18 protein-coding genes are annotated in these 23,656 nt (G+C 69.7%); 5 read left to right on the top strand and 13 right to left on the bottom strand.

The window, feature by feature from the left end; translation table 11 throughout:
- Nucleotides 1–96 precede the first annotated feature (96 nt).
- From ABT057_RS15010 to ABT057_RS14975, 8 genes are all read right to left on the bottom strand, one after another.
- On the bottom strand, nt 97–2,100 hold the full coding sequence (locus ABT057_RS15010; RefSeq protein ID WP_352343311.1) for an EamA family transporter: 2,004 nt from the start codon (nt 2,098–2,100) through the stop codon (nt 97–99).
- A gap of 100 nt (nt 2,101–2,200) precedes the next feature.
- A complete protein-coding gene (locus ABT057_RS15005; RefSeq protein ID WP_352343310.1) occupies nt 2,201–2,944 on the bottom strand; it encodes an ABC transporter ATP-binding protein in 744 nt (247 codons plus the stop codon).
- Entirely contained in the window at nt 2,941–3,759 is an 819-nt protein-coding gene (locus ABT057_RS15000; RefSeq protein ID WP_352343308.1) for an ABC transporter ATP-binding protein, read from the bottom strand. Before ABT057_RS15000 ends, ABT057_RS15005 begins: the two co-directional genes overlap by 4 nt.
- Nucleotides 3,756–4,982 (bottom strand): branched-chain amino acid ABC transporter permease, encoded by a 1,227-nt coding sequence (locus ABT057_RS14995; protein ID WP_352343307.1) that lies wholly within the window; start codon nt 4,980–4,982, stop codon nt 3,756–3,758. Before ABT057_RS14995 ends, ABT057_RS15000 begins: the two co-directional genes overlap by 4 nt.
- Nucleotides 4,983–4,985: 3 nt before the next feature.
- Complete coding sequence (locus tag ABT057_RS14990; RefSeq protein ID WP_352343306.1) at nt 4,986–6,032, bottom strand: branched-chain amino acid ABC transporter permease; 1,047 nt, start codon at nt 6,030–6,032, stop codon at nt 4,986–4,988.
- Nucleotides 6,033–6,136: 104 nt separating this feature from the next.
- Nucleotides 6,137–7,291 carry a branched-chain amino acid ABC transporter substrate-binding protein gene (locus tag ABT057_RS14985; protein WP_352343305.1) on the bottom strand — a complete coding sequence of 385 codons (1,155 nt, stop codon included), beginning with the start codon at nt 7,289–7,291 and terminating at the stop codon, nt 6,137–6,139.
- 496 nt (nt 7,292–7,787) lie between these two features.
- Nucleotides 7,788–8,531, bottom strand: coding sequence for an SDR family NAD(P)-dependent oxidoreductase (locus ABT057_RS14980; RefSeq protein WP_352343303.1), 744 nt, complete (start codon nt 8,529–8,531; stop codon nt 7,788–7,790).
- Entirely contained in the window at nt 8,509–9,273 is a 765-nt protein-coding gene (locus tag ABT057_RS14975) for an SDR family NAD(P)-dependent oxidoreductase (RefSeq protein ID WP_352343301.1), read from the bottom strand. The genes ABT057_RS14980 and ABT057_RS14975 overlap by 23 nt, the downstream gene beginning before the upstream one ends.
- Nucleotides 9,274–9,597: 324 nt before the next feature.
- Here ABT057_RS14975 and ABT057_RS14970 point away from each other — a divergent pair, with 324 nt between their 5' ends.
- Together ABT057_RS14970 and ABT057_RS14965 are read left to right on the top strand one after the other, a co-directional pair.
- Nucleotides 9,598–10,554 carry a LysR family transcriptional regulator gene (locus ABT057_RS14970; protein ID WP_352343300.1) on the top strand — a complete coding sequence of 319 codons (957 nt, stop codon included), beginning with the start codon at nt 9,598–9,600 and terminating at the stop codon, nt 10,552–10,554.
- A gap of 245 nt (nt 10,555–10,799) precedes the next feature.
- Nucleotides 10,800–12,116 carry a flavin-containing monooxygenase gene (locus tag ABT057_RS14965; protein ID WP_352343299.1) on the top strand — a complete coding sequence of 439 codons (1,317 nt, stop codon included), beginning with the start codon at nt 10,800–10,802 and terminating at the stop codon, nt 12,114–12,116.
- A gap of 71 nt (nt 12,117–12,187) precedes the next feature.
- Here the strand turns inward: ABT057_RS14965 and amaB are convergent, their stop codons facing one another.
- The 3 genes from amaB to ABT057_RS14950 form a co-directional block, all read right to left on the bottom strand.
- Complete coding sequence (gene amaB, locus ABT057_RS14960; protein ID WP_352343298.1) at nt 12,188–13,717, bottom strand: L-piperidine-6-carboxylate dehydrogenase; 1,530 nt, start codon at nt 13,715–13,717, stop codon at nt 12,188–12,190.
- The gene (gene hglS / locus ABT057_RS14955) at nt 13,714–15,147 is read right to left on the bottom strand and encodes a 2-oxoadipate dioxygenase/decarboxylase (protein ID WP_352343297.1); all 1,434 of its coding nucleotides are present in this window, start codon (nt 15,145–15,147) and stop codon (nt 13,714–13,716) included. The genes amaB and hglS overlap by 4 nt, the downstream gene beginning before the upstream one ends.
- A gap of 75 nt (nt 15,148–15,222) precedes the next feature.
- Nucleotides 15,223–16,398 carry an NAD(P)/FAD-dependent oxidoreductase gene (locus ABT057_RS14950; RefSeq protein ID WP_352343296.1) on the bottom strand — a complete coding sequence of 392 codons (1,176 nt, stop codon included), beginning with the start codon at nt 16,396–16,398 and terminating at the stop codon, nt 15,223–15,225.
- Between the two features lie 179 nt (nt 16,399–16,577).
- On the opposite strand from ABT057_RS14950, the gene ABT057_RS14945 reads away from it, so the two are divergent.
- Complete coding sequence (locus ABT057_RS14945) at nt 16,578–17,501, top strand: LysR family transcriptional regulator (RefSeq protein WP_352343295.1); 924 nt, start codon at nt 16,578–16,580, stop codon at nt 17,499–17,501.
- On the opposite strand, the gene ABT057_RS14940 is transcribed toward ABT057_RS14945, so the two are convergent.
- Complete coding sequence (locus ABT057_RS14940) at nt 17,498–18,403, bottom strand: LysR family transcriptional regulator (protein ID WP_352343293.1); 906 nt, start codon at nt 18,401–18,403, stop codon at nt 17,498–17,500. The two genes, ABT057_RS14945 and ABT057_RS14940, sit on opposite strands and share 4 nt — an antisense overlap.
- A 159-nt stretch (nt 18,404–18,562) precedes the next feature.
- Between ABT057_RS14940 and ABT057_RS14935 the strand changes: the two genes are divergently transcribed.
- Both ABT057_RS14935 and ABT057_RS14930 read left to right on the top strand, forming a co-directional pair.
- A complete protein-coding gene (locus tag ABT057_RS14935; protein ID WP_352343291.1) occupies nt 18,563–21,496 on the top strand; it encodes an FAD-binding and (Fe-S)-binding domain-containing protein in 2,934 nt (977 codons plus the stop codon).
- Between the two features lie 36 nt (nt 21,497–21,532).
- Entirely contained in the window at nt 21,533–22,681 is a 1,149-nt protein-coding gene (locus ABT057_RS14930) for a Glu/Leu/Phe/Val family dehydrogenase (protein WP_352343289.1), read from the top strand.
- A gap of 321 nt (nt 22,682–23,002) precedes the next feature.
- On the opposite strand, the gene ABT057_RS14925 is transcribed toward ABT057_RS14930, so the two are convergent.
- Entirely contained in the window at nt 23,003–23,593 is a 591-nt protein-coding gene (locus ABT057_RS14925; RefSeq protein ID WP_502973907.1) for a GNAT family N-acetyltransferase, read from the bottom strand.
- Nucleotides 23,594–23,656 lie beyond the last annotated feature (63 nt).

Below are 23,656 nucleotides of genomic sequence, written 5' to 3'. Positions count from 1 at the left end.
TTGAGGACGAACGGACTCATCGAGGGGTGGTCGACGGTCACCCCACTGCGGCCCGCCTCCGGCCGGACGGTCCGAAACCCGTCGGCGGGCGACGGGTCAGGGCACGAGAAACTCGCTCCCGGCCGCGTCCTGGCCCCCGTGGCGCGCCCGCCGGATCACCGCCCAGGCGGCTGCGGCATCCTGCACGCCGATGCCGACGCTGCCGTAGAACACGATGTCGTCGGGCTGCTTCCGGGCGGTCGCACGGCCCACGACGACGTCCCCGAGGCCGACGAGGTCCTCCCGTAGGAGGTCTCCCGACCGCAGTGCCGCCACGACCGGCCCGCAGTGCCCTGCAGCGGTGGCGGGGTCGTCGACGACGACGGCTCCCGACCGGCGCAGCACCTCGGGGTCGGCCTCGCAGCGCGTCGGCTCGACGGATCCGACGCTCACCACGGTGCAGCCCTTCGCCAGCCAGGCACCGAGGACAACGGGCGTCTCGCTCAGCGTGCACGCGGCGACGACATGGGCTTCCGCCACCGCCTCCTCGGCAGTCCTGGCGGCTGCCACCTCGATGCCGAGTTCGGCGGCGAGTTCGGCCGCGGCGGCCAGGCTGTTGCCCGGTGTGGGGCTCCAGATGCGCACCGTCCGCAGGGGGCGTACGCGGGCGATGGCACGTACGTGGGCCCGGGCCTGCACGCCGGAGCCGATGACCGCGAGCCGGGTGGCGTCAGGACGCGCGAGGACGGAGACGGCGAGGGCGCTCGCGGCGGCCGTGCGCAGGGTCGTCACCGCCGTCCCGTCCATCACGGCCACGGGGCGGCCGGTTTCCGGATCGAGCGCGGTGATCAGGGCGCTGACGTTGGGCAGTCCGCGCCCGCTGTTGCCCTGGTTGAGGCTGCCGAACTTGCAGACCGCGCCGGTGTCCGCCGACAGGCGGGAGGCGTAGCAGAAGACGATCGAGCCGTCGAAGCGGCTGGGATAGAGGATCTTTTCCGGCAGTTCGGCGGTCCGGTCGCCCAGGGCGGTGAACGCCACCCGCTGGGACTCGATGGCGGTGTCGGGATCGAAGAGCGCCTCCACCTGACGCTCGGACAGGAAGAGGATCTCCTGCGGTGCTTCCGGCATGCGCTCCTGCCTCTTCGTTACGGGGCTCGCTACGGTAACCGGCTCCGGCGTCGGGCGGCGTACGGGCCCTGCGTCGCCGACCGGGCCCGCGTCGGCCGCCGCGGAGGACGCGCCGAGCGACACACCGGCGGCGACGAGCAGGCTTCCCAGCAACTGCCCGGCACCGAAGCTTCCCGTGCCCACCATAGGTGCCGTCAGCGCGGCCGAGACCGGGATCAGGCCGGACAGCAGTGCCATGCCCACCGCGCCGATCCGGTGGATCGCGCCGAACCACAGCACGATACCCAGCACCGTCACGGCCAGGATCTGCCACGCCAGCGCCGCCGCCTCCGCCCCGTCGGGCATCCGCACCCACGCCGAACCGTCGAGGGCCAGGCCCAGTGCGGCCGCCTCCACCGAAGCGATCGCGCACGCGCAGGTGGTCAGCAGCAGTGGCCCCAGCACTCTCAGCACCGGCACGACGAACAGGGCCATGACCACCTCCCCGCCCAGCGCCGCCAGCGACCAGAGCAGACCCGCCGCGTCCGTCCGCCCGAAGCCCTGGACCACCGCGGCGCCCGCCGCCACGACCAGCGCTCCGCAGGCCACCCGGCCCGAGGGGCGTCTCGACTCCATCAGCGGTGCCAGGATCGCCACCACCACCGGTGTGCATCCCACCACGACGCCCGGTACGGCGGGCTCGGCGGTGCGCTCGGCGGAGAGCACCGCCACGTTGAACCCGACCAGGCCCGCCGCCGCCACCATAGTGAGCCGCACCCACAGCCGTGGGGTGAGCCGGCGGACCGGGGCCCATCCGCGCCGGGTGCACAGGACGGCCAGCAGCAGGAACCCGAGGGCGTAGCGCACCGACTGCCCGCCCAGGAACGGGTAGTGCGCCATCACGCTGCTCGCCACGAAGGACATGCCCACCAGGACGGCGGAGGCGGTGCCCATCAGCAAACCGAACCGGTGCGACGGGGTCATCCGCGGCACGGCGACCACCGCACTCGTCACCACCGCGTCGCTTCCCCCCTGTTCATGCCTCGTCGAAAACCGGCACCCCGGGTGCGCGGGTGGCCGCGTCAGGTGGGCGCACCCGCGCGCCGGGGGTGTGTCAGCCGCCGAGATAGGCGCTGACGATCTCCTGGTCCTCGGCCAGCTCGTCCGCGGGACCATGGAGTTTCAGGGAGCCGGATTCCAGAACGTAGGCGCGGTCCGCGACCTCGAGCGCGGCCAGTGCGTTCTGTTCCACGAGCAGCACCGTGGTGCCCTGCTCACGGATCCGGACGATCGTTTCGAAGATGACGTCGACGAGCACCGGGGCCAGTCCCATGGAGGGTTCGTCGAGCAGCAGCAGCTGGGGCCTCGCCATCATCGCCCGCCCGACGGCGAGCATCTGCTGCTCGCCGCCGGACATGGTGCCCGCCTTCTGGTGGATGCGTTCCCGGAGCCGGGGGAAGAGCTCCAGGATCATCTCCCGGTCCTCGGCTATCCCCTCCTTGTCCTTGCGCAGGAACGCGCCCATGTCGAGGTTCTCGTCCACGGTCATCTTGGGGAAGATCCGCCGCCCCTCCGGAGAGTGGGCGATACCGCGCCTGACGACCTCGTGATCGGCCACACCGTTGAGCTTGCCGCCCTGGAAGGTCACCGTGCCGCGCCGCACCGGCAGCAGGCCGGAGATCGCCCGCAGAGTGGTGGACTTGCCTGCGCCGTTGGAGCCGATGAGGGTGACGATCTCGCCGGGGTAGACGGTCAGCGACAGGCCCTTCACCGCCGCGATGTTGCCGTAGTAGACGTGGATCTCGTCGAGTTCGAGCATCGGCTCGCGCGTCTCGGTCACGCCGTTGGCGCCGCTCATATCTTCTTGTCCCTTCCGGACTTCCCGAGATACGCCTCGATCACCCGCTGGTCGTTCCTGATGTCGTCAGGGCCGCCTTCGGCGATCTTCTCTCCTCTGTCGAGGACCGTGATCCGGTCGGAGACCTGCATGACGACGCTCATGTCGTGCTCGATGAGCAGGACCGAGAGGTCCTTCTCGTCACGCAGCCTGTGCACGAACGAGGTGAACGTCGCCGACTCCTGCGGATTCATCCCGGCGGTCGGCTCGTCCAGCAGCAGGACGCTCGGGTCGAGCGCGAGCGCGCGGGCGATCTCCAGCCGACGCTGGTCGCCGTAGGAGATGTTGCGTGCGTACTCGCCCGCGAACTTGCCGATGCCGACGAATTCCAGCAGCTCCCGGGCGGTCTCCTGGGCCTCCCGCTCCTCGCGGCGCTGCCGGGGGGTTCGCACGATGGTGTGGAAGGGCCCCGCCCGCAGCTTGGAATGCATGGCGACCTTCACGTTCTCCTCGGCCGTCATCAGGCCGAAGAGCCGGATGTTCTGGAACGTACGGGCCATGCCGAGGGCGGCGATCTTGTGCGGGACCAGAGTGGTGATGTCCCGGTCGCCGAGGACCACCCTGCCGCTGGTCGCCCGGTACAGGCCGGTGAGCACGTTGAAGAACGTCGTCTTGCCGGCGCCGTTGGGCCCGATCAGGCTGACCACGGACTGCTCGGGGATGGTGAAACTGACGTCGTTGACCGCCACCAGGCCGCCGAACTGCACCGTGATGTGGTCGGCGCGCAGCTTCAGCCCGGTCTCGGTGTTCCGGGGTGCTGTCTGCGGAGTCGTCATGCCTTCTCCCCTGCTCCGTCGGTGGCGATGACGGCTTCCAGGTCCTCGTCCAGTTCGGGTGCCGCTTCCTCCATGTCTGCGTGCAGCGACTCCATGTCGGTCCGGCTGGGTTCCTTCAGGATCAGTCGGGTGCGGGATTCGGGCAGGATGCCCTCGCGCCGGAACAGCATCATCAGGACGAGGATGCCGCCGAACAGCAGAAAGTTGTACGAGGGGAAGTTGACGTTCGTCCCGAACTGCTCGTTGAAGGACGTGCCGAACTGCGGCAGCCCGGTGGAGTTGATCCAGGCGAGCACGAGCGCGCCCAGGATGACGCCCCAGACGTTGCCCATGCCGCCGAGCACGACCATCGCCAGCAGGGTGATGGAGATCGAGAAGTTGAACCGGTCGGGCAGAACACCGTTGACGTGCGTGGCGAAGGCGACTCCGCCGAGGCCTCCCGCCACCGCGCCGACCGCGTAGGCCGCGAGCTTGGTGCGCATCAGCGGCACGCCCATCATGCTCGCGGCGAGTTCGTCCTCGCGGATGGCCAGCCAGGCGCGGCCCAGCCGGCCCTCGCGCAGCCGCAGCGTGATGAAGACGACGAGCGCGGCGATCCCTACGAAGATCAGGTACTTCCACACCAGGTCGAACGGCCCGAGCTTGGTGGAGCCGATGGCGATCGGGTCGACCGGGGTGATGCCCAGGGCGCCGTTGGTCAGGTTGAAGCCACCGATGTCGTCGCCGTTCAGGAAGACCTGCGGGATGATCTCACCGAAGCCGAGCGTCACGAGCGCGAGGTAGTCGCTCTTCAGGCGCAGGGTGGGCGCGCCGATGATCACGCCCCACAGTGCGCAGAACGCTCCTCCGACGATCAGCACCAGCCAGAAGCTGATGTGGATGCCCGGCCCGGACGCGCCGCCGAAGAAGTTGAAGTTGACATCGTAGAACTTGCCGGACATCAGCCAGCCCGCGACGTAGCCGCCGATGGCCCAGAAGGCGACGAAGCCCAGGTCCAGCAGGCCGGCGTAGCCCACCACGATGTTCAGACCGAGTGCGCAGATCACCCACACCAGCGCCTCGTTGACCGAGGTGAGCGGCAGCCAGTTACGGAAGAACGTCTGGCCGCCGGGTCCGAGGTTGGGGATCATGTAGTAGTAGGCCAGGAACACCAGGACCGCCGCGGCGGTGTATCCCAGCGGCCACCGCAGCCGGTGCGGTACGGATACGGATATGGAAGCCATGGGCTACACCTTCTCCGTGGTCGGTCGGCCCAGCAGGCCTTCGGGCTTGAAGACCATGAGCAGGATGAGGATGGTGAAGACCACTGTCTGGGACCACTTCTGGTGGAACCCGTAGGGCAGGCCGTCGTTGAAGCCCTGGATGACGCCGATCAGCAGGCCGCCCAGCACCGCGCCGGAGATGTTGCCGATGCCGCCGAGGACCGCGGAGGTGAAGGCGATGAGCCCCATCTGGTAGCCCAGGTTGTACGCCGTGGTGCCCACGACCTGCTGGTACATCACGCCCGCGGTGCCGGCCAGCGCCCCGCCGATCAGGAAGGTGAAGGAGATGGTCCGGTTCACGTTGACGCCCATGAGCCGGGCGGCGTCCTGGTCCTGGGCGACGGCCCGCATCGCCTTGCCCTGCCTGGTGCTGGTGACGACCCACTTCAGCAGCAGCAGGACGGGCACGGTCACCGCGATGACGGCCAGCAGGCTGTAGTCGACGGTGAAGCCGCCGAACCCGAAGGATCCTTCGGGGAGAATGGTCGGCCACTGCTGGGGCGTCGAGCCGTTCCACTTCAGGCCGATGAACTGCAGCATGAAGCTCATGCCGACCGCGGTGATCAGCGGGGCGAGTTTGGGAGCCCGCCGCAGGCGCCGGTAGGCCACGAACTCCAGGGTCACGTTGACGCCGCCGCAGAAGGCCATGGTGGCGACCAGCGTGACGAGCAGGAGCACCCATCCGAGGAGCGTGGAGGTGGTCTGGCCCATGACGGTGGTCAGCAGGAATCCGCTGAACAGGGCTCCGAGCATGAACAGGTCGCCGTGGGCGAAGTTGATCAGCTCGATGATGCCGTAGACCAGGGTGTACCCGAGCGCGATGAGCGCGTAGAGCATCCCGTTGTTGAGTCCCTCAGCGCCCGCCGAGAAGAACTGTGAGGGTGCGTGGATCAGGTTGACGCCGAGCCAGACGACGACGCCGAAGAGAATGGCGTACGTGACATAGCGTTGGAAAACCGCTTTGCGGTCGATCGTGGCTGGTACCACGACGCTGGTAGCAGCTGCTGCCATGAAGGGTCCTCGGGGGGATGAGATCACGTGCAGGAGAGCCGGCCGGAAGCCGGTCCGGGGCGGGCGGCACCTGGTCGGATGCCGCCCGCCCCGCAGGCCTCAGCTCAGCTGACGGGCCACGCCTTCAGGAACTTCTCCTCGTTGTCCTTGACGTTGATCACCGAGATGTCCAGGACATCGACATCGCCCGTCTTCGGGGAGATGGTGAGCGTCTTGCCCACGGCCGACTCGTCGGCCGGGATGGATATCCCGCTGCCCGAGAACACCTGGTCCCGGACGCCCGCCCGGGTCCCGTCGGACTGCTCGATGGCCTTCAGCATCACCTGCAGCGCCTCTACCGCATACAGCGCGTAGTTGGTCGCCGGGTCGGCGCCGTACTTCTTCTTGAAGGCGTCGAGGAGCTTCGCGCCGACGCCGCCCTGCTCGCGCAGGCTGGTGGTGGTCAGGCCCGCGAAGGTGAGGTACGAGCCCTGGGCCTGCGCCAGCTTGTCGAAGTCCGGGTAGCCGCTGAAGCCGTCGGGTGCTATCAGCTTCACCTTGGAGTTGTCGCCAAGGACCTTGACCTTGTCCTTGACCAACTGGCCACCGTTGTTGTCGAAGATGCCGCCGACGTAGACGCAGTCCGGGTTCGTCGCCTTGATGTTGGTGAAGAGCGCGGTGTAGTTCGGCTGCTTGAGGTCCCACGCCTCGTTGCCGAGCACCTTGATGCCCTGCTTCTTCGCCTCGTCCGCGAACGCCTTGGCGACACCGATACCGTACGTCTGGTTGTCGTTGAGGATGTAGCAGCTCTTGACGCCGAGATCCTTGGCGGCGAACTGGGCTCCCGCCGCACCCTGGTAATCGTCGGTCGCGATGACACGGGCGTAATTTCGCTTACCGGACGGGTAGTATTTCGCGGGCTCTCCCGGGTCCCAGGACTTCGTCAGACCGGGGTTGGTGTTCGCGTGCGACACCATCAGCATGGGGCCCTTCGGGTCCTGGTTCAGGACCGGGACCTCGATCTTCGCACAGCCGGAGTTGTAGGTGCCCATGACCGCGACCTCGTCGGTGTTCGCCACGTGGTCCTGCGCGTTCTTGGCGCAGGTCGCGTCGTCCCAGGCCCCCTTGGCCGCGGTCGAGTCGTCGTAGACCTTGAGCTTCACCTTGTACTTGCCGGCCTTGCCGCCCACCTGGTCCAGGTAGAGCTTCATCGCGTTGATCGTCGACTCGGACGCGTCCTTGGACGCTCCCTGGAGCGGCAGGTCAATACCGATGACCATCGTGCCGCTGCTCGAGCCACCGTCCGAGCCGCCCGAAGCGCTGCCCCCGCAGGCACTTGCAGCGAGCCCGGCCACCGCGACCGTTGCGAAAATCTTGGCTGCTCTGAACATTCCACTCCTCAACGCCGAAGGTAATGGGAAAATCTGGGGCTTCCAGGTCACTTATAGGTCACGGCGAAGTTTTCATCAGGTTTCGGCATTGAATTGTTATTCATGCCGGGATCCGTCAAGAAGGCATGCGGAAACAGGGGCCGTCACGTGGGCCACCATCTCGCGAGGACTCGCGAGGAATTGACTCGCCGGAAACAAATCCTCTGTATTCAGTTGCCGAACCCGAAGGGTAACTTTCGGCGCCTTGGGCAACCTGCCGTTCCCGGCCGTGAGTCGATGGAGTCGGCCGCCACGCATTGCGCGACGAACGCGCGTATTCCTACGTCCGTCGGCGGCTGGACGGTCATGGCATGTCTCCGTTGCGTGGCGGGAGCTTCCAAAGGGGTCAGCGGACGGCGATGCCGCCGCTGACGACAAGCGTTTCGCCTGTCATGTACGTGCCGTGGCACAGCTTCCAGACCCAGTCGGCGATCTCCTCGGGCTGGGCGGCCCGGCCCAACGGGATGGTGGAGACGGCCTGTTCGATGCGGCCGCCGGCGCGGGTGCCCGGGGTGTCGACCCAGCCGGGGGCGACGGCGTTGACGGTAATGCCGTCGGCGGCCAGTTCCTGGGCGAGGGAGCGGGTCAGACAGACCACGGCCGCCTTCGAGGCGCTGTAGATCAGCTGGCCGGGCGAGACGGCGAAGGCGTCGATGGAGGCGAAGTTGACGACCGATCCGCCGCCCGCGCCGCGCAGTGCGGGGACGGCTTCGGCGGTGACGTTGAGGGTGCCGAGTACGTTCACGTCGAAGATGCGCCGGTAGGTCGGCTCGTCGAAGTCGGCCAGAAGGGTGGGGGGATAGATGCCGGCGGCGTTGACGACGGCGCGCAGCCCCTGCGGGGAGCCGAGCGCCGTGGCAACGGCGGCACGGTCGGTGATGTCCACCGCCACGGGCCGAAAGGCGGGCCCGAGCTCCCCGGCCACTTTGTCGAGGGCCGTGGTGTCGCGGTCCACGCCGAGGACGGACCAGCCCTCGGCGAGGAACCGCTCGGCGACGGCCCGGCCCATGCCGCTGGCCGCGCCTGTCACCAGGGCCGCGGAGCGCGGGGGCCCCGAGTGCGCGGGCTCAGTGGGCGAGGAAGCCGCCATCGATGATCATCTCCGTTCCGGTGGTGAAGCTGGAGTCGTCGGACGCGAGAAAGGCGACGGCGCCGGAGATCTCCCGGACGTGGGCGCGGCGGCCCATCGGGGTCTGCGGGATCACGCCGCCTTCCTTCTCCTGTTCGTTCATGGGGGTGCTGACTCCGCCGGGGCAGAGGGCGTTGACGCGGATGCCGTCGGCGGCCAGTTCCAGGGCGGCGGTCTTGGTGAGCGCGATCAGGGCGCCCTTGCTGGCGCAGTAGGCGACGTAGCCGGCGGCACCGACCACTCCGAAGATCGAGGCGACGTTGATGACCGAGCCACCTCCGTTCTCACGCATCAGGGGTGCGGCTGCCTGGATGCCCAGCAGCGGCCCGGTGACGTTGACGGAGAGGGTGGCGTTCCAGTCCTCGGCCCGTTCTTCGAGGAGCGGGTTGACGTGGATGATCCCGGCGTTGTTGACCAGTACGTCCAGACGTCCGGTGGCCGTACGGGCATGCTGGACGGCCCGGGCCCAGTCGTCGGGTGATGTGACGTCGAGGTGCAGGTACTCCACGTCGAGCCCTGCCTCCTGGAGGCGGGCGGCAGTGGCCTTGCCCGCGTCGTCGAGGACGTCGCAGGCCAGGACCCGCGCGCCTTCGGAGGCGAGCCGTTCGGCGTGCGAGGCTCCCTGACCGCGTGCACCGCCGGTGATCAGGACGGTCCTGCCGGACAGCCGTGCGCCGGGCGGCGTGCTGGGATGGGTACTCAATGCCGTCTCCTGGGTGGGATGTACTGATCGGTGCGGCGGGCCCGGGCGTCGCGGCTGGGTTCCAGGACCGCTTCGCGGACTTGCTCAGGGGAGTTCCGCACCGGGAGACCTCCTTCACCAGACGTGAGCGGGCTGGAGGGGGACGAGAAGGCTGGGGAGCTGTGAACTGGCTCAGTGAGCGGGCCGGAGGGGTGCGGGCCGGTCATGGTCCGGCGAGGTGATGTGCGTCCGCCCGTTGATTACCCCAGCGCTTGCGGAGAGTATGGAGACCTCCACGGAAATTGGTAAACCCTCGAAATTCCGAGGCTCCTCAAGGATCAGCCTTTGGCAAGCGCGATGACTCTGCAGCAGTTGACCTACTTCCTCGCCGCCGTCGAGCACGGCTCCTTCTCCGCGGCGGCGGAGGCGCTGTACATCGCGCAGCCGAGCCTGTCCGAGCAGATCCGGCGCCTGGAGCACTCGCTCGGCGTCCCGCTCTTCGTCCGCACCAACCGGAAGCTGGTGCTGACCGAGGCCGGACATCTGCTGCTGCCGCGCGCCCAGCACGTCCGCGTCGCCACGAAAGAGGCAGAGGAGTCGGTGCGCGGAGTGCGTACGCTCACCGGCGGCACCGTGGCCTTCGGCACCTTCAGCAGCGCGCAGCACCTGCTGCTCAGCGACCTGATCACCGATTTCCGCGCGCGGCACCCGAGGGTGAGAATCCGTGTCGTCGGGCTGAACTCCTGCGAGGTCGCCGACGCCGTCCGCGACGGCACACTGGAGGCGGGGCTTGTCGCCCTCCCGGTGGACGACCGCGGCCTGGACGTGAGCGGCGTCGTATGGACATGCGAGGTCGTCTACCTCAGCGCCGATCCGTCGCGCGTCACCGAGCCGCCCACAGCGCAGCGGCTGGCCGAAGCACCGCTCATCCTCCCCGAGGCGCGCTGGGGCAATATCGATCCCACCCGTCGCCAGCTGCTGGGGCGCGTCCAGAGGGCGGGCGTCTCCCTCAACCCCGTGGCCGAGGTCGAATCCCCCGCCCTGGCCCTCACCCTCGCTGCCGGCGGCGTCGGCGACACCGTCATCTCCCTGCCCCTCGCCCGCTCGCTGGGGTATCTGGAACGCTTGCACTCCGTCTCGCTGGACCCGCCCCTGCACGAGACGTTCGCGTTCATCACCCGGCGCGACGCCCACCTCTCCCCCGCCACGCGCGTGCTGATGGAACTGGTCACGAAGCACCTGGCGGCGCTGGAGTCCTGTGACCCGGTGATCAGCCGCACCGAGGGAGCCGGCGGCGAGTGAGGCCCGGCCGCCTCTGACGAGCGCGGGCCGCCCATAGGAAAGCCCTATGGGCACGGCGTAAATCTCGCATTCACCTAGAGCAGTTGTCCCGTCAATACTTTGGTCATCCTGACGGGCGGACCCACTCACCCCTGACCGCGTCTGGATGCAACGAAGCCCTCGCTCCGCACGCCGGCCCCGGCTCGGTCCAAGGCCGCCGGGCGACGGCTTCGGAAGCCACCGTCCCGGACCACGAAGGGAACCCCATGTCCCGCTACTGCGTCATCGGCGCCGGAGCCGCAGGCGTCTCCGCCCTCCAGCAACTGCGCCGACGCGGCCACAGCGTCGACTGCTTCGAGAAGACGGACCGGGTCGGCGGCCACTGGCACACCGACTACGACGCCCTTCACCTCATCACCTCGCGCGACATGACGGCGTTCGAGGACTTTCCGATGCCCGCCGACTACCCGCACTTCCCGCGCCGCGACCAGGTGCGCGCCTATATCGAGTCGTACGCACGCGAGCACGGCCTCTACGAGATCATCCGGTTCGGCACGGCCGTGACGAGCGTCGAGCCGGTCCCGGCCCCCGAAGGTGTCACGGACGCGCGGACGGGGTCGTACGGCTGGCGGGTGACCACCTCCGCCGGGGACGACGAGGTCTACGACGGCGTGCTCGTGGCCAACGGCCACCTGTGGGACCCCAGGATCCCGGACATCCCCGGCGAGTTCACCGGAAAGACGATCCATTCCGGCGTCTACAAGAACGTCTCGGAGCTGGAGGGCGACCGCATCCTTGTCGTCGGCGCCGGAAACTCCGGCTGCGACCTCGCCGTCGACGTCGCCCAGCACCGCCTGGACGCCGACATCGTCATCCGGCACGGCTCGTGGTTCCAGCCCAAGACCTACTTCGGCGTGCCACGCCAGGAAGTGCCGTTCCTGGCCGACTTCTCGCCGCCGGAGCAGGACCTGATCAGCCGGCTCATGGCCCGCCTGTCGATCGGGGAGTGGAACGCCTACCCCGGCCTGCCCGAGCCCGAGGGAGCCACCCTCGCCGAGGGCCGCGCGGTCGTCAACGACCTCCTCCTGTACTGGATCCACCACGGCCGCATCACCGTCCGCCCGGGCATCGAGCGGTTCGACGGCAACACCGTCCACTTCGGCGACGGCACCTCCCGCGACTACGACACCATCCTGTGGGCCACCGGCTTCAACGTCCGGCTCCCGTTCCTCGACAGCTCCCTCTTCCCCTCCGCCGCCGGGGCTCCGGTGCGCTACGCGGGCGGCATCGTGACGGAAACCGCCGAGAAGCTGTACTTCATCGGCCTCATCGCACCGCGCGGCCCGCAGATCCCGATCTACGGCATGCAGACCAAGCTCGTGGCCAGGATGATCGAACTGCACGAGCAGGCGGGCCCGGGGGGCGCCCCGCTCGCCGGGTACCTGGCGTCCCTGCAGGAGCCCGAGACGGGCATCGACGTCGTCCGCGACGGCTGGCTCCGGCAGATGGCCGACACCGAGCGCCTGCTCGCCGCCTACGCGAAGTCCTCGAGCAACGGGGCGCCCTCGCTCCAGCCGATGTAGCCGCAGTCCCGGGCGAGTGTCAGTCAGCCCCGCCCCCGGCACAGGTCCGGGGCGGGGCTGAGGGCGCGCGTTCAGAGGAAGCTGACGTTCTGGGCGAGGGCGAGCCGGCTGGAGTAGTTGATGGTGTTGGTGGCCGGGCGCATGTATGCGCGCCAGGCGTCGGAGCCGGACTCGCGGCCGCCGCCGGTCTCCTTCTCACCACCGAAGGCGCCGCCGATCTCCGCGCCGGAGGTGCCGATGTTGACGTTGGCGATGCCGCAGTCGGAGCCCTCGGAGGAGAGGAAGAGCTCGGCCTCCTGCTGGTCGCGGGTGAAGATGCTCGAGGACAGGCCCTGCGGAACATCGTTGTGCAGGGCGATGGCCTCCTCGAACGTGTCGTACGTCAGCACGTAGAGGACCGGGGCGAAGGTCTCCTCCCGGACGACGTCGGTCTGTTCGTCGACGCGGACGATGACCGGTTCGGCGTAGGCCGCCCCCGGGGCGGTGTCGGCCAGCCGGCGGCCGCCGCCCACGAGAACCTTGCCGCCCCGCACCTGTGCGCGGGTGAGGGCGTCCTGCATGCTTTCGAGCGCCTTGGTGGAGATGAGCGGTCCGACGAGGGTGTTCTCGTCGAACGGGTCGCCGATGGGGAGCTTGGCGTACGCGGCCGTCAGCCGTGCGATGAGGGTGTCGGCGATGTCGCGGTGGACGATGAGGCGGCGCAGGGTGGTGCAGCGCTGTCCCGCGGTACCGGCGGCGGCGAAGACGATGCCCTGGACGGCGAGGTCGAGGTCGGCGGAGGGCGCGACAACGGCGGCGTTGTTGCCGCCGAGCTCCAGCAGAGTGCGCCCGAAGCGGGCCGCGACGCGGGGGCCGACCTCACGGCCCATGCGGGTGGAGCCGGTGGCGCTGATGAGCGCGACGCGGGGGTCGTCCACGAGCTTCTCGCCGATGGTGCGGTCGCCGAGCAGCAGACGGTGTACGTCGAGGGGGGCGCCGACCTCTTCGGCTGCCTCGGCCAGCAGCCGGTCGCAGGCGAGCGAGATGAGCGGGGTGAGCTCGGAGGGCTTCCAGATCACGGTGTCGCCGCAGGCCAGAGCCACGGCGGTGTTCCACGACCACACGGCGGCGGGGAAGTTGAACGCGGAGATGACACCGACGACACCGAGGGGGTGCCAGGTCTCGGCGAGGCGGTGGCCCGGGCGTTCGGAGGCGATGGTGCGCCCGTAGAGCTGACGGGACAGGCCCACCGCGAACTCACAGATGTCGATCATCTCTTGGACCTCGCCCAGTGCCTCCGAGCGGATCTTGCCCGCTTCGATGGTGATGAGGTCGGCCAGGTCGCTCTTGTGATCACGGAGCAACTCGCCCAGGCGGCGGACGAGTTCGCCGCGACGGGGTGCGGGTGTGGTGCGCCAGCTGAGGAAGGCCGCGCGGGTGGCGCTGATGGCCTCCTCGGTGTCAGCGGCGGTGGCGGCCGTCAGGCCGAAAAGGTCCTCGCCGGTGATGGGCGTACGGGCTTGGAAGTCGGTGCCTTCCTGAACGGTGACGCCGATGCGCTCCAGGGCGGCACGGGCTCGGGCGCGCAGGTCCTCGGTGGTGGGCAGGGTGGTGCTGGTCATGATGCTCCCTTGGGAGTTGACGGGTGAGGAGGCCGGATCGGCGGGGTCGGCCGAGTGAGTCCCAGTTCCCTGGCGACCTGGGCGATGGAGCGGTTCTGCTGGTGCTCGTAGAGGGCGAAGGGGTCGAGGACTTCGCGGTCGATGGCGCCGGAGAGCCATTCGCTGTCGTAGGCGGCGCCTTCCTGGTCGTTGTTCCTGGAGCCCTCGCCGCTGAGGTTGGACTGGAAGATGCCGGCCGCGGAGCGGGGCAGGAAGTCCTCGTAGACAACGGGCTCGGCCCGGACCCAGCCCTGCACCAGCAAATCGCCGATGCCGGCCGGCGGGCGGCTTCCGTCCCGTGGCCGGTCGGTCGCGACCTGGTAGGTGAAGTACGCCAGCCCCTGGGTGGCGAGTTCTCGCTCGCGGGCGGGGACGTGCTCGGCCCACAGGGTGCGGGCGAGTTCGCTCCGGTCCGCCCGGGGGTGGACAGCGGCCTGCTCGTCGACGAGGGCGAGCAGGCGGTCGTAGAGGGCCCGGCCCTCGCGGGTGACGGCGATGCCGCGGGCTTCGACCTCGCCGAACCGCACGCGCAGGGCACTGGTGATCACGCTGCCGTCCGGGGTGCGCAGGGCGCGGGGCTCGGCCAGCGCCCGGAAGGACGTCTGACGCAGCAACAGATCGGGGCCCTTCCAGTCCGGGGGGCCCTGGATGGCGTCGATCATCTCGATGCCGCGCCGGGTCATGCGCCGGTAGAGCTCGTCGATGTCCAGGACGCGCGGGGTGAGGTGGTTGATATGGGTGCTGCGCACACCACCGATGTCCGCGGCGACGGCGGAGACCTTCTCCAGGGTCTCGTACCAGGCCTTGTCGACCGGCTCGGCCGACAGCTCGAAGGCCTGCACTGCGAGCCGGAGGAAGCGTTCGGCTGCGGCTTCCGGCAGCTCTTTCTGCGCCTCGGCCCGGTCGGCCAGGGCGAGCAGCTCCGGCGGGAACAGCTCGCGGCCGGCGAGGAACGTCTCCAGGCGGGAGCGCAGACCGGCGTCGAAGAACCGCGGGTCCGCCGGGGTGAGCATGGACGTGAAGACGCGGAAGGGGTTACGTGCCAGTTCCTCGCCGTCGATCGGACGGAACGCGGTCGATACGACGGGCACCGCGCTGGCGGCGGCCTCGCGCAGGTCGTAGAACCCCACCGGGTGCATGCCCAGGGCCCCGAAGATACGGGCGACCTGCCGCAGTTCGCCGGGGGTGCCGACGCGGATGGCGCCGTGCCGTTCCGCGGTCACCCGGCTGATGGATCCCAGGCGTTCGGCGTCGGCACCCTGCGCGCGCATTACGTCCTCGTTGACCTCGCGCGAGACGTCCACGAGCGTCGTGTAGGCGGGAACCTCCCGCCCGTACATGTCCGAGAGCCGCGAGGCGAAGGCGGCGCGCAGTTGCCACTGGCTGATCATCGACGGGTCTCTTTCCATCGGGCTTTGGACCGGGCGGACGGTCGGTCGGGCGGTCGGTCGGGCGGTCACGGGAATTCACACCACGTGGGCTTCGGGGCGGATCTCGGCCCCGGCCCGGAAGCGGTCGGCGCTGAGGGGGGAGATGTCGATGAACGGTTCGCGGTCCAGGCAGAGGTCGCGCACGATCTCGCCGACGGCAGGGGCCTGCAGGAAGCCATGACCGGAAAACCCGGTGGCATACAGGAAGTTGCCCAGTTCACCGGAGCGTCCGATCAGCGCGTTGTGGTCCGGGGTGACCTCGTACAGTCCGGCCCAGCCGTCGGCGATCTCCATGTCGGCCAGCGCGGGGGCCTGGCGCCGCGCTGCGGCACGGAACAGCTCGAGCCAGTCCGGGGTCCAGGTGGTGTCGAAGCCGTCAGGCTGGTCGGGATCGGCCAGGCCGAACAGCAGACCGTCGTCGCTGTTGTGGAAGTAGGCCGAGGTCGAGAAGTCGATGGTGAATGGAATGCGAGGTGCCGGGGGTGTCAGCGGCTTGGTGAAGGCCAGCTGGCGACGCACCGGCCGCACCGGCAGGTTGATGCCGGCCATGTCGCCGATCTGACCCGACCAGGCGCCCGCCGCGCAGATGGCGGTGGAGCAGGCGATCGGGCCGCGGTCGGTGTGAACGGTGGTGACACGGTCGCCGGCGGTGTCGATACCGGTCACGGCGGTGTGCGGAGCGAACCTGACGCCGGCCCGGGCCGCGGAGTCGGCATATCCATGGACGACCAGGGCGGGGCGGGCGTGGCCGTCGGTGGGTGAGTAGACGGCGGCCACCAGTCCGTCGGTGGTGATGTAGGGACACAGCCGGCGGGCCTCGTCCGGGCTGATCATGCGGCTGGGCACGTCCAGGCTGTTCTGGATCCGGACACTTACCTCGAAGTCCGCGGCCTGGCGGTCGCTGGTGAGCAGGAAGAGGTAGCCGACGCTGTCGAGACGGATGTCGGCACCCGGGCGGTGCGCGAAGTCCTGGAAGGCCCGCAGACTCCGGCTGCCCAGTTCGATGTTGAGCGGGTCGGAGAACTGGGCCCGCACTCCGCCGATGGGTTTGCCGGAACTGCCGCAGCCCAGGTCGCCGCGCTCGACCACGACGATGTCGTTCACTCCGGCCTCGGCCAGGTGGAAGGCAATGCTGGCACCCATCACGCCACCGCCGATGATCACGACATCGGCTGCCGGCGGCACGGTGCGGAAGGTGGATGAGGTGGGCAAGAGGCCGATCCCCTTTCCAAAGGCCGACGCCAGAGCCGAAGAGGCATCCGTTCGGGGCATGGCTTGGGCTGTCGGTTTTGTGGTGAGAAGCGCTGATCAGCTATCTGCCTGTCATCGTGACGCCCCCAACCGTTGACGTCCATGAACAGTTAGTACGTCTGATCTATTAGAATCCCTATATGGACTGGTCCAGCTCCCAGCTGCGCTCCCTGGTTGAGCTGCGCCGGCGCGGAACCATCACCGCGGTGGCACAGGCCCTGGGATACACCCCAGGCGGGGTTTCCCAGCAGATCGCCGCGCTGGAGAAGGCAACCGGCATGGAGCTGCTGCAGCGCGTGGGGCGACGGGTGGAGCTGACCGACGCCGGGATGACGCTGGCCGATCACGCCGAGCGGATCCTGTCCACGGAGGCCGAGGCGGTCCAGGCCCTGGAGCGCAGTCGCAACGAGATCTCAGGGGTGCTGCTGGTCGGCCTGTTCGCCACGGCCGCCGCCGAGATTCTGCCGCAGGCCCTGCGACGGGTGCGCGAAACCCATCCCGGGCTGGCCGTGCACAGCCGCGACATGGACGTGGACGAGGTGTACGACGCCGTCGCCTCCGGCGGCGTGGACCTGGCGCTCGGCCTGGACTACCCGGATCTGCCCATCCCTCGCGATCCGGCCCTGCGGGTGGTGCAGCTCTACCGGGAGCGGTTCTCACTCGCGGTGCCCGTCGGATCGATGGACGGCCGGGAAGAGGTCGCCCTGGCCGACACTCAGAACCTGGTATGGATCATGGCGTCGGCCGACAGCTACTACGGCCGCGCCGTGCGCACCGCCTGCAGGCGGGCAGGTTTCGAGCCGGATGTGCAGCACGAGGTGACGGATACCGCGGCCACCCTTGCGCTGGTCGAAGCGGGCATCGGGGTGAGCACCGTGACGGATCTGATGCTCAGACTGCGCGCCTCACGCTTCGACGTGGTGAGGCTGCGCGAAACGGTGGAGCGGCACATCGTCGTGGTGTTCCGTTCCTCCGCCGAGCGTCGTCCCACGGTGGCGGCGCTGGTCGACGTCCTGCGGGCGGTGGCCGGGACCCGGCGCGGCATCCCGGCCTCCCTGGCTTAGGCCGGGTGCAGATACGGCTCGCCGGCCGGCACAGCACGCCGCAGGGCATCGAGCATCGTGGCCAGCAGGGGATTGCTGTTGCCGGCGCGGTGCAACGCCATCACCTGGCGGTGCGCGGAGCGCTGCGTCAGGCGGGTGGCCTCGATGTCCTCACTGGGTACGTGACCGAGAGCCGGTACGACAGCCACTCCGAGGCCGGCGGAGACCAGCTCCCGCACCACGTCGTAGTTGTTGCTGCGGAAGGCCACCGCGGCATCGAATCCGGCGGCGGCGCACAGCCGGGTGAGCGACAGGGCCCCTGCCGTGCCTTCGCGGCTGGTGATCCACCGCGCCCTGGACAGGTGGGGAAGATGCGTGCCCAGGGCGCTGCCGTGTGGCCGCAGCAGGATGAGGTCCTCCCGCAACAGGTGATGGCAGGTCAGTCCGTCGGGCCACTGCCGCGGACTGAGCCCGTACTCGTACACCAGCGCGATGTCCAGGTCGCCGCTCCCGAGCGAGGCGATGAGCTCTTCGGGTTCGCCCTCGTCAAGGTGGATCTGGGCGCGCGGATGCGTTTCACCGAGCGCCCGGAGCGCGGCAGGCACCAGCCTGACGCTCGCCGTCGGGAAACTGCCCAGTCTCAGTCGGCCCGTGGCGCCGGTGGCGAGTTCCCGCACCTGGTAATCCAGATCGTCCATGGCGGCCAGCACCCGCGCACCGAGGTCGACCAGGCGGTGCGCCGCAGTGGTCGGACGGATCCCGTGCGCCTCCCGCTCGAACAGGACCAGCCCCGTCTCCTTTTCCAGGGCGGAGATCTGCTGCGAGATCGCGGAGGCCGTGTAGCCGAGGTCGCGGGCTGCGACGGCGAACGATCCGCTGCGGACGACGGCCTTCAACGTAAGCAGATGCAGAGGCTTCAGCAAGACGGGCTCCCGAGACGCACAGAGGCCCGAGCATAAGTAATCCTTGCTCTGGAGTGTCAATGCTTTCGGTCTGCTGGGCCTTGTGGCGTGGCCTGGTCGGCGGACATCGTGGGGTGGCCGGGTCGAACGCGACCGGTGAGCACGAAGGAGCGAGCACCAGTGGCCACGACAGTGCAAGGCCTCGGCAGCGTGGATGCGGCAGCAGTGACCGAAGCCCTCGGCCGGGGGAACTGCGGCGAGGTCGCCGGCGATGTCGGCCGCCGCGCACAGTACTCGGCCGACGCCTCCAACTACCGGCGGATTCCGCTGGCGGTGGTCTTCCCGCGCGAGCGCCTGCACGTCCTCAATGCACTTGCCGTGTGCCGCCGCCTCGGCGTGCCGGTCACATCCCGGGGCGCGGGCACCAGCACCTCCGGGCAGGCCGTCGGTTCAGGAGTCGTGCTGGATTTCTCCCGCTACTTCAATCGCCTCATCGCCCTGGACCCCCAGGCGCGTACCGCGACGGTGGAGCCGGGCATCGTTCTGGACGATCTCCAGAAGGCCGCCGCCGGGCACGGCCTGCTGTTCGGCGCCGATCCCTCCACCCACAGCCGCTGCACGCTCGGCGGCATGATCGGCAACAACGCGTGCGGAACCCACTCCCTGGCCTGGGGCCGCACCGCGGACAACGTCACGGAACTCGAAGTGGTCACCTACCGCGGCACGGTGGTCCGCCTCGGCGAGATGACCCAGGACGAGATCGACGAGGCCATGGCCGCCGGTGATGACCGCGCCCAGTTGATCGCCTCCCTGTACCGGCTCGCCCAGAGCAATCTGGCGGCGCTGCGCACCAAGCTGGGGCAGTTCCCCCGCCAGGTGTCGGGGTACGCGCTGGAGCACCTGCTGCCCGAGCGGCGCTTCAGCCTCGCCCGGGCCCTTGTCGGCAGCGAGGGCACGCTGGCCGTGATCCTCTCGGCGACCGTCCGCCTCATCTCCCCGCCGCCCGCCCGCGCCCTGGTCGTCCTCGGCTTCCAGGACGCCTGCGCCGCGGCCGATGCCGTGCCCGCCCTGCTCGAACACCGGCTGCTGGCGCTGGAGGGACTCGACCACGCGCTGACCGACATCGTCACCCGGCCGGAGACCCGCGCCGCGATCGACAACCTGCCCGCCGCCCAGGCGTGGCTGTTCGCCGAACTCGGCGGCCCAGCCGACGAACTGCCGCTGCGGGCCACGGAACTCGCCGAGACCGCCCGGCAGGCCACGGGCTTCACCGGCAGTGAGGTCGTCATCGATCCCGCGCGGGCCCGGCGACTGTGGCGGATCCGCGAGGACGGAGCGGGCCTGGCCACACGTCTGCCTGGGGGCACCTCCCGGCCGGAGGCTGGGGGAGGCTCCGAAGCCTGGCCCGGGTGGGAGGACGCGGCCGTCCCGCCCGGTCAACTGGGCTCCTACTTGCGCCGGTTCACCCAGCTGCTCGCGCAGCACGATCTTCGGGGCGCGGTCTACGGGCACTTCGGCGAGGGCTGTCTGCACGTCCGTATCAGCTTCGACTTCACCACCGAGCAGGGCACCGCCGTCTTCCGCACCTTCGTCACCGAGGCCGCCGAACTGATCGCCGCGCACGGCGGCTCGCTGTCGGGCGAACACGGCGACGGCCAGGCACGATCCCAGCTGCTGCCCCTGATGTACGGGCCCGAGGTCATCGCCCTGTTCGAGGAGTTCAAGAACATCTGGGACCCCGACAACGGCCTCAACCCCGGCATGATCGTGCACCCGCTGCCCGTCGACGGCAATCTGCGGGTCAGCCCCCGGCGCACCCCGCTGCCCCTGACCACCGTCTTCCCCTTCCACGCGGACGGCGGTGACTTCGCCAAGGCCACCCGCCGCTGCGTCGGCGTCGGCAAGTGCCGCTCCGCAAGCAACCGCGGCGACGTCATGTGCCCCAGCTACCGGGTAACCCTGGACGAGAAGGACTCCACCCGCGGCCGTGCACGCCTGCTGTACGAGATGACCCAGGGCGAGGTGATCACCGACGGATGGCGGTCCACGGAAGTCCGCGACGCCCTCGATCTGTGCCTGTCCTGCAAGGGGTGCAGCGCCGACTGCCCCGTCGGCGTGGATGTGGCCACCTACAAGTCCGAGTTCCTGCACCACCACTACAAGAGCCGGATCCGGCCCGCCTCCCACTACACGATGGGCTGGCTCCCCCTGCTGTCCCGGGCGGCCGCCCGTGTGCCACGACTGGTCAACGCCCTGACCTCCTCCCGTCTGGCCCCCGTCATCAAGCGGCTCGGAGGGATCGCCGCGCAGCGCGACATTCCCCGGTTCGCCGACCAGACCTTCCTGACCTGGTTCCGCGACCGCGCACCCCAGGGCGAAGGACACCGCGGCCCGGTCATGCTGTGGGTCGACTCCTTCAACAACCACTTCACCCCCGACGTCCTCAAGGCCGGAGTCGACGTGCTGGAGAGCGCCGGCTTCCGCGTCCAGGTCCCCGACGGCACCCAGTGCTGCGGACTGACCTGGATCACCACCGGACAGCTGGGCACAGCCCGCCGCATCGCCCGGCGCACCACCGCCGTCCTGGGCCCCGCCGCCGGCGCGGGCATCCCCGTCGTCGGCCTGGAGCCCAGCTGCACCGCCGCCCTCAGGAGTGACCTGCCCGAACTCCTCGGCGGAAACGCCGACGCCCGCGCCATCGCCCGGTCCACCGTCACCCTGGCCGAACTCCTCGTCCACCGGGCGCCCGACTGGCAGCCCCCACAAGTCGAAGCCACCTCGATCAGCCAGACCCACTGCCACCAGCACGCCACCTCCGGCTTCGGCGCCGACAGTGCGCTGCTGCGCCGCATGGGGGTCGACAACACGACGCTGGATTCGAGCTGTTGCGGCCTGGCCGGCAACTTCGGTTTCGAACGCGGCCACTACGACGTCTCCGTCGCCGCAGGCGAACAGGTCCTGCTCCCCGCCGTGCGCTCGGCCGCACCGGACACGCACATCCTTGCCGACGGCTTCAGCTGCCGCACCCAGATCGCACAGCAGACCGACCGTACGGGCACCCACTTCGCGCAGCTCATCGCCCGCGCGCTGCCCCCGGCCGGCACCTCCGCCTGATACCCGCCGCTCCTCCTCCACCGACAAGGAACACCCGTGACCGACGCGCTCTCCCTCGTCGACGACTGGGGCCCCGAGAAAATCGTCGTCGTCTCCCACCGACGCACCCGCATGAAGGGCGTCCTGGTCATCGACAACACCGCCCGGGGCATCGGCAAGGGCGGAACCCGCATGAGCCCCACCGTGACCGTCGACGAGGTGGCCCGCCTCGCCCGTGTCATGACCTGGAAGTGGGCCGGCGTCGACCTCTTCTACGGCGGCGCAAAGGCAGGCATCGTCGCCGACCCCGCCTCACGCGACAAGGAGGCGATCCTGCGGGCGTTCGCCCGGGCCCTGTCCAACGAGGTGCCCCGCGAGTACGTGATGGGGCTGGACATGGGGCTGACCGAGAGCGACGCCGCCATCATCCAGGACGAGCTGGGCGACCGCGGGGCCGCCGTCGGCACCCCCGAGCACCTCGGCGGCGTGGCGTACGACAAGCTCGGCGTCACCGGCTACGGGGTCGCAGAGGCAACCGATGCCGCGGCCCGGCGCCAGGGTCTCGCCCTGGCCGGCTCCCGCGTCACCATCCAGGGCTTCGGGGCCGTCGGCAGCGCCGCCGCCCGGCGTTTCGCGGAACTCGGTGCCACCGTCGTGGCGGTCTCCACGGCCCACGGCGCCCTGCACGACCCCAGTGGCCTCGATGTCGAGGACCTCCTGGTCTCCCGTCAGGAGCACGGCGACCATTTCGTCACCCGCCCGAGCCGGGGCACCACTCTCGCTCCCGGGACGGAACTCACCGTGGACTGCGACGTCCTGGTGCCCGCCGCACTGCAGGACGTCATCGACCACACCGCCGCTCACGAGATCAAGGCCAAGCTCGTCGTGGAAGGCGCCAATCTGCCCACGTCCGCGAAAGCCCAGGGCATCCTCGCTCAGCGCGGCATCACGGTGGTCCCCGACTTCGTCGCCAACGCCGGCGGCGTCGTCGCCGCCGCCTTCGCGATGGATGCCCGTTACTCCGGTTTCCGGCCGGACACCGCCACGATCTTCGAGACGATCTCGACCAGGCTGCGGGCCAATACGGTCACCGTCCTCGACGAAGCCGAGCGCCGAGAGGTGACCCCGCATGCCGCCGGCCGCGGCCTCGCCGAGGAACGCGTCCGTACCGCGATGCACAGCAAGGGGCGCATCCCACGCGACTGATCACGCCCTGGCACCAGGTCGCGGGCGAGGTGGGCCAAGGCGCAGACGACGTCCGCGGGCGTCTCGCGCAGACAGCCGCGGAATGGATGAAACGGATCGCTCAGTGAGCGCACACACCGGCGGCGGCCCGGTCAACCCGACACCGGTACTTCCAGTGGTTCACCGTGCTGTTCCTGACCATGACGGTCGCGGCGGGCGTCGCCTTCCGCGCGTACCGCGGGCGCACCTCGGTTCCGGCGGCCGCCGTACCGGAGACGGCAGCCGCGTAGGCCGTGCCGCGGCGCCACGCGCGCGTGGAGGGCGGTTGGCGGGCGGGTGCCGTCAGTCGCCCTGCACGCGCGCGTGAAGGTGCATGTCGTGCCAGCCGTCCTGGTGGAGCGAGGCGCTGCGCTTGGTGCCCTCCAGCGTGTAGCCGGCCTTGGCGGCGACGCGGCAGGAGGCCTCGTTGGCGGTGGCGTGCATCAGTTCCAGGCGGTGGAAGCCGATCTCGTCCAGGGCCCAGCGGGTCAGCGCGGTCGTGGCCCTGGGCGCGACGCCCCGGCCGCGGGCCGCCGCCGTGGTCCAGTAGGCGACCTCCGCCAGGCCCTCGACCAGCACGATGGCGCGCAGCGCCACCCGCCCCAGGAGCAGGCCGGTGTCCGCGTCGGCCACGGCCCACTGGGCGCTCTTCTCCGTGCCCCAGCTCTCCTGCCACTCGGTGATCCAGCCGGCGACCTCCTCCTCGGAGTCGGCGGCCCTGATGTGCCACTGGTGCATCAGCGGGTCCTGGAAGGCGGCGTGGACTGCGGGGGCGTCCGACGCTCGCCAGGGGCGCAGGTCCAGTCCATCGCCGGTGGTGAGCACGGGCTGCGGGATCTTGGACAGCGTTCCGGCAGGCAGGGCCAAGGGTGCGGTGAAGGGCATGTCCCGCATCCTGCCAAGGGGGCAGCAGCCGTCCAACAGCTTTTCCCGCCGCCGACGGGGGTGCCGGGCGCC

The organism is Streptomyces sp. NPDC002588 (assembly GCF_040295925.1).
Lineage (GTDB): Bacteria > Actinomycetota > Actinomycetes > Streptomycetales > Streptomycetaceae > Streptomyces.
Note: the sequence above shows the minus strand (reverse complement) of the source record. Positions and strands in the feature narration are given on the sequence as shown.